Genomic DNA, 6,905 nt, shown 5'->3' with positions numbered 1-6,905 from the left:
GGCAACTACGCCCTACGTGGACTTTCACCACAGACTGACGGCATGCCCGTCATACGTAAAAAAAAGGCTGTGAGCATTTAAACTCACAGCCTTTTCTCTTGCCACCTAAGGACTCTCTAAATCAGTTTTTCTAAAATCCCTATAATTAAATGAGCCTTTGATGGTCCTTTTTGTATACTATAAACTAATTAAAAAATGAGTTTATAAAATCTATTATCTTATCAAATATACCTGACTTTTGAGCCTGGTCTGCTAGTTCACCAGCAACTTTCTTTGCCTGGTCTAATCCTGTTGATGTAGTACTTACAACTGCATCTTTTGACAGTTTTGAGTCATCAAATTTATCAAAGAACTGACTTGCATCTTTATTGTTCTTCAACCATGAAGATGCCTTGTCAATTATGCCGCTAGACTCAATCTTTTCACCGGCCTGACTTAGATTGTTCTTTACGTTAGCACTTACATTATTTAGGGTGTCCTTTATGTCCTTATAATTGTAATTTTGATTGCCTATATCCTTCATAAGATTGACTATGACATTTATATCTCCTGTATTCAAGTTTACATTGTAGTTGTCTGCCACCTTCTTCACAGTTTCCTGAATTTCTTTTTCAGAATTAAGATCATCCTTTATTACCTCTTTTTTTGTATCATTGATGATACCTGCAGCCTTGTCCTTACCCACACTCTCGGCAAGGTTACCAGTAGTTACTAGCTCCTTGTTGGCCAACTTTTTCTTATCCTCTGTCAATCTTTCACCAGATGACTTTTCAAATGCCATAGTGATACCTGTCAAGGCACCAGTACCACTCACTGGAAACGGAGCCGCCGCAACAACATTGGCATTTTCTACACCTGCAGTAGCTAGAGTTGATGCTATCATAGAGCTAGTAACCCAAGTGATATTTGATGTTTTTACATTTATACCACCACTTGCTGTAGGAACTACATATGATGATGACATTGTCACCCTACCTAACTGTGCTTCTGGTGCTATACCACCCAAGTATTTTCTTTCCTGCTGGTTATTTACATAGATTACATTGGTCCTAGACTCATCTACTCCAAAATAGTTCAAAATTTCTCGTTTTTGATTAGCGTTTAGATTGGCTCCTAGAGTCACTACCTCTCCTGAATCAGCTAGAGCATTGCCAGCAAATGCGGACATCATAACTACTGCCGCCGCTACTGCTGTTAGTTTTTTACTAATTTTACCCAACTTATTATTCTTTAATATTTTCATTTTATCCCTCCAACACAGATTTATATTTTGATTCATCCTGTATATATTACAATTTCAATCTGTACTATTCAATCTGTACTATGAGAATATCTCTATTTGCTTAATTTTACCTTTAAGCTTATTACTTGTAGACTTTAAATACTTCCAATGCTATAATATACTTGATATTACAAATACTTTCTCGGCGATACTTGTGTCGAGTAGTAATTTATTATAGTCTTAAGCATAATTTTGAAAGGAGAAAAATATGTCAAAAGAATTAGTTAAAGATAGAGTTGTAGAATATTTAGTAGAGGAATTAGGTGTTCCTGAGGACATGGTAGAAATTGATACTCCACTATCTGAATATGAAGAGGGTGTAGAAGGAACTATAGACATCACTGTAACTGCAGAAGATGAGGAGGGCCTTCTTTTACCACTAATGGTTGTTGTTTGCCTTGATGATGATATCGAATTGAATGAAGAAGTTGTTGAAGGTCAGATGGACTTCCTTGAATTGGTAGACGATACTACTCACGTAGGTAGGATGATACTTACAAACGGTGACCAGATGATGTATGCTGACTGGAATGGAACTGAACTTGAAGACGAAGAAGCCCTTCCTAACTACAAGCAGATGTTAGAAGAATACAAGGCCAACGAAAAGGAATACCACGAATACCTTGCTGCTCATCCTGAATACGAAGAAGAACATAATCACTAGAATATTTTATTGATGTTATTTCAATATTTAAAAACATCATTTCATTTTTAAAGAAAAAAACAAGAGGTCAATTTTAACCTCTTGTTTTTTATTTGTTAATACTCTTTTATTTGTCTTTAATATACTATATCATAAAGAATAGTTTTATGCCTCTCCAGAAAAATCCTACTTATGGGGTCCAACTAGAAAGAAGCTATTATAGCACCATTAAACTTTTCTTCAATATACTTCTTTACTTCTGGTGATGTAAGTGCCTTTGAAAGAGCCTTTATCTTTTCGCTGTCCTTATTTTCCTTGTTAACTGCTAGTATATTGGCATATGGAGAATCAGTTGATTCAATTGCTATTGCGTCCTTTGTAGGATTTAACTTGGCCTGAAGAGCGTAGTTAGAGTTTATAACTGCCAAATCTACATCCTTTAAAGCTGTAGGTAGCTGTTCTGCTGATAATTCCTTTACCTCTATCTTCTTTGGATTTTCAGTAATATCATTTTTTGTCAAAAGATCCTTGTCGGCTACCTTGATCAAACCTTGTCTTGCAAGTAGCTTGAGAGCCCTAGATTCATTAGTTGCATCATTTGGAACCGCAACTCTTGCACCTTCCTTGGCGTCACTAACCTTCTTTAGGGACTCTGAGTATACACCCATTGGTTCCAAGTGAACCTTAACTGTGTATGCTATATCAGTCTTATTCTTGGCATTATATTCATCCAAGTATGGAATGTGCTGGTAGTAGTTTGCATCTAATGACTTTTCAGTCAATCCCTTGTTTGGTAGGACATAGTCATTAAATACCTTTACATCCAACTTATAACCTTCTTTTTCAAGAAGTGGCTTTACTACTTCATTTAAAATCTGAGCTTGTGGATTAGGTGTAGCACCTACTACTATAGTCTTGTCACTGGATGATGACTGACTTCCTGTATCCTTATTTGATCCACAAGCTACTAGACCTAAAGATAATACTGCCACTGCAGCTAATGTTAATAATTTTTTCGCTTTCATACTTATTACCTCCTATAAATTACAATTCTTATATTATGTTTAATATTTTCCTATACTCTTACCCCACCTATTGGGCTTTTGTTGATAAATTTAATCTCCCTATAATATGACTCTTATTTCAATTTCTTATACAAGAAATCTCCCAAAGTTTGTACAATTTGTACCAGTAGCACCAAGGCTATGACTGTAAATATCATTACATTCTTATCAAACTGCTGGTAGCCATATACGATGGCCACATTACCAAGACCTCCAGCACCGACTGCACCTGCTATAGCTGTATATCCAAGAACCGATATTATGGTAAGTGTCACTCCCAATACTATAGATGGTATTGATTCTTTTACCATGACCTTGAATATAATCTGTGAATTTGTAGCCCCAAATGACTTGGCAGCTTCAATTAAACCCTTGTCAACTTCATTTAATGATGATTCAATCAACCTAGCTATAAATGGTGCCGTACCTATAGTTATTGGCACTAGAGCTGCTGTATTACCTATGCTCGTTCCCACAACCAACCTTGTAAATCCGCTAATAGCAACTATCAAAATTATAAATGGAAATGACCTGAATACATTCACTATTAGTCCTAGTACACTATAGACTGTCTTGTTGGGTTTTAGGCCATCTTCCTTTGTTATCACCAATATAATTGCAATTACAAAACCTAGTATAGATGCTATTATAGTTGGAACTAAAATCATATAGAGTGTTTCCATAAAAGCAGCTGGAAATAAAGTTGTCATATAATCTCTAAAGCTCATTTTCTACCTCCTGCCATCTCATACCGTGGTCTGTCAAATACTTTTCAACATCCCCTAACCTTTCTTTTGGAACATTTATTATCAGGGAGCCTAGTATATTTTCCCTGAATTTTTCAAGCTTACCATAAATTATTGATACATCTATAGAAAGCTCCCTAGCCATACCAGTGATTACCGGATCATTTGACCTGTCATTTGTGAAGAGTAGCTTCAAGTTACATCCGCTTGGCAAGACTATATTTTCCTCTCCAAGTAATTTTCTCAAAGGCTTATTGTTCTTAAGGAATATTTCCTCTGTATCTCCAACCTCTAGAACCTTGCCCCCATCCATTATGGCCGTCCTAGTACATACCTGCTTTATTACTTCCATCTGGTGGGTTACTATCACTATAGTTATGCCTAACTTTTGGTTGATTTCCTGCAATAAGTCTAGGATGGACTTGGTAGTCTTTGGGTCCAAGGCTGATGTCGCTTCATCACAAAGTAGGACTGATGGGTTCATCGTAAGGGCCCTAGCAATTGCCACCCTCTGCTTTTGACCACCACTCAAACTTCTAGGTTTGACATCCTTTTTATCTAAAATACCAACAAGGTCAAGTAATTCTTCAACCCTAGATTTTATCTCCTCCTTAGAGTATTTAAAACACTCCATAGGTAGGGCTACATTTTCAAATACTGTCTTTCTTTCCAAAAGTGAAAAGTGCTGGAAAATCATTCCCAAATCTTTCCTCATGTTTCTCAAAGACCTATCATCCAAATTCGCTACATCTTGACCATTAACAATTATAGATCCAGAATCAAAAGATTCCAACCTATTAATACATCTCAATACCGTTGATTTGCCAGCCCCACTGTGTCCAATGATGCCGAATATTTCTCCGTCTTTTATATTTAAGTTTATATCTGTCAACACTTGATTTTGACCATAAAACTTATTTACTTCTTTAATTTCAATCATTCACTAACTCCTTTCTAAAAACTTTTAAAAAATAATAAAAAAATGCCTGAGTAAAATATACCCAGACCTGGAAATACTACTCATCTTTCGGTTTACACCGCTGGATTTAGCACCTTGACACTGTCAGGTTGCCGGGCTTCATAGGGCCAGTCCCTCCGCCACTCTCGATAAGAGATTGATATTTTGTTATGTGTCTATGATAAATTATTAATTGAACTTTGTCAAGAAAAAATATCATATTTTTTAAAGTTAATAAATTGGCAATTTTTAAACCACCTGTAATAATCATATCAAAAATCAGCTATAAATTAGCTATACAAGTATCTTAAAGTATCTTAGCCAACCAATATGCTCCGTAAATAATTGCTATAGATATTATGATCATTATTATAATATCTATGACCACTGCCCTCTTTTTCCCTGCTTGCTTGTCATCCATCAAAGACCTATACATAGCATACATCATTATGCCTAGACCAAATAGATTAACTAATACAGAGGAAACTTGATTTGATAAGTATCTAGAATATATTATTATTAAAAAACCAAGACCCAAAACAAAAGTATTATTTGCCATTGGCGATTTATTAGAAACATTATCTTTCTTTGCGCTAGATCCCTGTTTCATGTAATAAGGTTTACTTTTTTTCTTGCTAGTTGATTTATTATTACTTGCATTTTTAGACATAAAATCCTCCACCTATTCTCCTAAATAAAACTACATTGCCCACTCAGGCATAGATATATTCTCGTACTAATATTATAATATATGAACCCCTTCTTTTCAAGTTTCTCATGATCTCTTAATGAATAAGTTCGCTTGATTCATATCTTATCATCAGATATAAAAATCCCGATTAAAAATAACTTTAATCGGGATTTTAGTCTTTGTGTTTATTATTTTTTGTGTTTTAATTTTTACTCAAAACTTATAACTATAAGTTTGTTAAGCTTCTTTCTTCGCTCCTACAAACTTACCAACTATAGCACCGATTACAACTGGTATAATCCAGTAGAATCCTATAGATGAACCTGGTAATTTGTTTAATGCTTCTGCTATTCCTGCCATTCCAGAGAAAGCTTGAACTGATGGTAATTCGTGAGCGATACCTAAGATTAGGGCTACCCAAACTGCTACTACATATACGTTCTTGTTGTCTATCTTAGTGTGGATTAGACCAAGAAGAATTAGAGTAACAACTGCTGGATACATCATGTATAGTAGTGGCGCTGCTACACTGATTATCTTATCAACACCGAAGTTAGATACTATTGCAGAGAATACGCATACTACAACTACTATAACTTCATACTTAAGCTTGCCTTCTGTAAGGTCACTGAAGTAGTTACCGCAAGAAGATGTAAGACCGATTGCTGTAGTCAAGCATGCAAGTCCAACAACTACACCAAGTATTATCTTACCAGGTCCTCCAAGTATGGCCTGAGTGATTGATATAACTAGGGCAGTTCTTTCAACTGTATTGTCGAACTGTGGAGATACTGTAGCTCCTAGGTAAGACAAACCACCATATACTAGTGCCAAACCTACAACTGCTACGATACCTGCAAGAATTGTAGCTTTTACTAGAACCTTCTTTTCAGTATAACCCTTCTGCTTAACAGATGCTATAACGATACCCGCAAATACTGCACCCGCCATACCATCTAGAGTCTGGTAACCATCATTGATACCACTTATGAATACATTGTCAACAAGTGTTCTGTCAAGTGGAGTACCTAGAGGACTTACTATACCCTTTACAATCAATACTGCCAAACAGATTAATAGTACTGGTGTCAAGAATGCTCCGATTATATCTACAACCTTTGAAGGCTTAATAGTCAATACTAAAACTATCACGAAGAATATAATTGCGAAGANTATCGGACNTAAACCTTTTCCAANGTTTGGTATGATACCGATTTCATAAGTTGTAGCTGCTGTTCTTGGTATAGCAACAAATGGTCCTATACACAAGATTGTTAGCGACGCTATTACAACACCCAGCTTCTTTCCAGCTNTTCCAAAGAATGCCATCATGTCACCCTGTGTACCTGTAGCTGCNATAACTCCTAATAANGCCAAACCACCATCTGCAAACAAGAANGCNATAAATGATATAAACCANTTANTTCCTGAAATTACACCTAGAAATGGTGGGAAAATTAAGTTACCAGCACCAAAGAACATTGCGAATAGTGCAAAACCTACGACAATAATGTCTTTAAA

7 protein-coding genes and 1 riboswitch are annotated in these 6,905 nt (G+C 35.8%); of the genes, 1 reads left to right on the top strand and 6 read right to left on the bottom strand.

Annotated features, from left to right (window positions below):
- Positions 1 to 184 precede the first annotated feature (184 nt).
- Positions 185 to 1,243 carry a DUF1002 domain-containing protein gene (locus HMPREF1639_RS07480; RefSeq protein WP_036765065.1) on the bottom strand — a complete coding sequence of 353 codons (1,059 nt, stop codon included), beginning with the start codon at positions 1,241 to 1,243 and terminating at the stop codon, positions 185 to 187.
- 247 nt (positions 1,244 to 1,490) lie between these two features.
- Here HMPREF1639_RS07480 and HMPREF1639_RS07475 point away from each other — a divergent pair, with 247 nt between their 5' ends.
- Complete coding sequence (locus tag HMPREF1639_RS07475; protein ID WP_036765062.1) at positions 1,491 to 1,946, top strand: type I restriction enzyme HsdR N-terminal domain-containing protein; 456 nt, start codon at positions 1,491 to 1,493, stop codon at positions 1,944 to 1,946.
- Between the two features lie 182 nt (positions 1,947 to 2,128).
- Here HMPREF1639_RS07475 and HMPREF1639_RS07470 read toward each other — a convergent pair whose 3' ends face one another.
- The 5 genes from HMPREF1639_RS07470 to brnQ all read right to left on the bottom strand — a co-directional run.
- On the bottom strand, positions 2,129 to 2,950 hold the full coding sequence (locus HMPREF1639_RS07470) for a MetQ/NlpA family ABC transporter substrate-binding protein (RefSeq protein ID WP_036765059.1): 822 nt from the start codon (positions 2,948 to 2,950) through the stop codon (positions 2,129 to 2,131).
- A gap of 113 nt (positions 2,951 to 3,063) precedes the next feature.
- Entirely contained in the window at positions 3,064 to 3,717 is a 654-nt protein-coding gene (locus HMPREF1639_RS07465; protein ID WP_036765057.1) for a methionine ABC transporter permease, read from the bottom strand.
- Entirely contained in the window at positions 3,707 to 4,675 is a 969-nt protein-coding gene (locus HMPREF1639_RS07460) for a methionine ABC transporter ATP-binding protein (RefSeq protein WP_036765055.1), read from the bottom strand. Before HMPREF1639_RS07460 ends, HMPREF1639_RS07465 begins: the two co-directional genes overlap by 11 nt.
- Before the next feature lie 77 nt (positions 4,676 to 4,752).
- Positions 4,753 to 4,849, bottom strand: a riboswitch (SAM riboswitch).
- Between the two features lie 151 nt (positions 4,850 to 5,000).
- Positions 5,001 to 5,363, bottom strand: a complete 363-nt coding sequence (locus tag HMPREF1639_RS07455; RefSeq protein ID WP_036765051.1) for a hypothetical protein — start codon at positions 5,361 to 5,363, stop codon at positions 5,001 to 5,003.
- Positions 5,364 to 5,621: 258 nt separating this feature from the next.
- A partial coding sequence (brnQ, locus tag HMPREF1639_RS07450; RefSeq protein ID WP_036765049.1) for a branched-chain amino acid transport system II carrier protein occupies positions 5,622 to 6,905 on the bottom strand: 1,284 nt, incomplete at its 5' end.

It is taken from the genome of Peptostreptococcus sp. MV1 (assembly GCF_000758885.1).
Classification (GTDB): Bacteria; Bacillota; Clostridia; order Peptostreptococcales; family Peptostreptococcaceae; genus Peptostreptococcus.
This window is presented reverse-complemented; position numbering and strand designations above follow the sequence as displayed.

Coding starts and splice junctions, on each gene's coding strand:
- HMPREF1639_RS07470 (WP_036765059.1), bottom strand. CDS start 2,950: ATGAAAGCGAAAAAATTATTAACATTAGCTGCAGTGGCAGTATTATCT.
- HMPREF1639_RS07460 (WP_036765055.1), bottom strand. CDS start 4,675: ATGATTGAAATTAAAGAAGTAAATAAGTTTTATGGTCAAAATCAAGTG.
- HMPREF1639_RS07480 (WP_036765065.1), bottom strand. CDS start 1,243: ATGAAAATATTAAAGAATAATAAGTTGGGTAAAATTAGTAAAAAACTA.
- HMPREF1639_RS07455 (WP_036765051.1), bottom strand. CDS start 5,363: ATGTCTAAAAATGCAAGTAATAATAAATCAACTAGCAAGAAAAAAAGT.
- HMPREF1639_RS07475 (WP_036765062.1), top strand. CDS start 1,491: ATGTCAAAAGAATTAGTTAAAGATAGAGTTGTAGAATATTTAGTAGAG.
- HMPREF1639_RS07465 (WP_036765057.1), bottom strand. CDS start 3,717: ATGAGCTTTAGAGATTATATGACAACTTTATTTCCAGCTGCTTTTATG.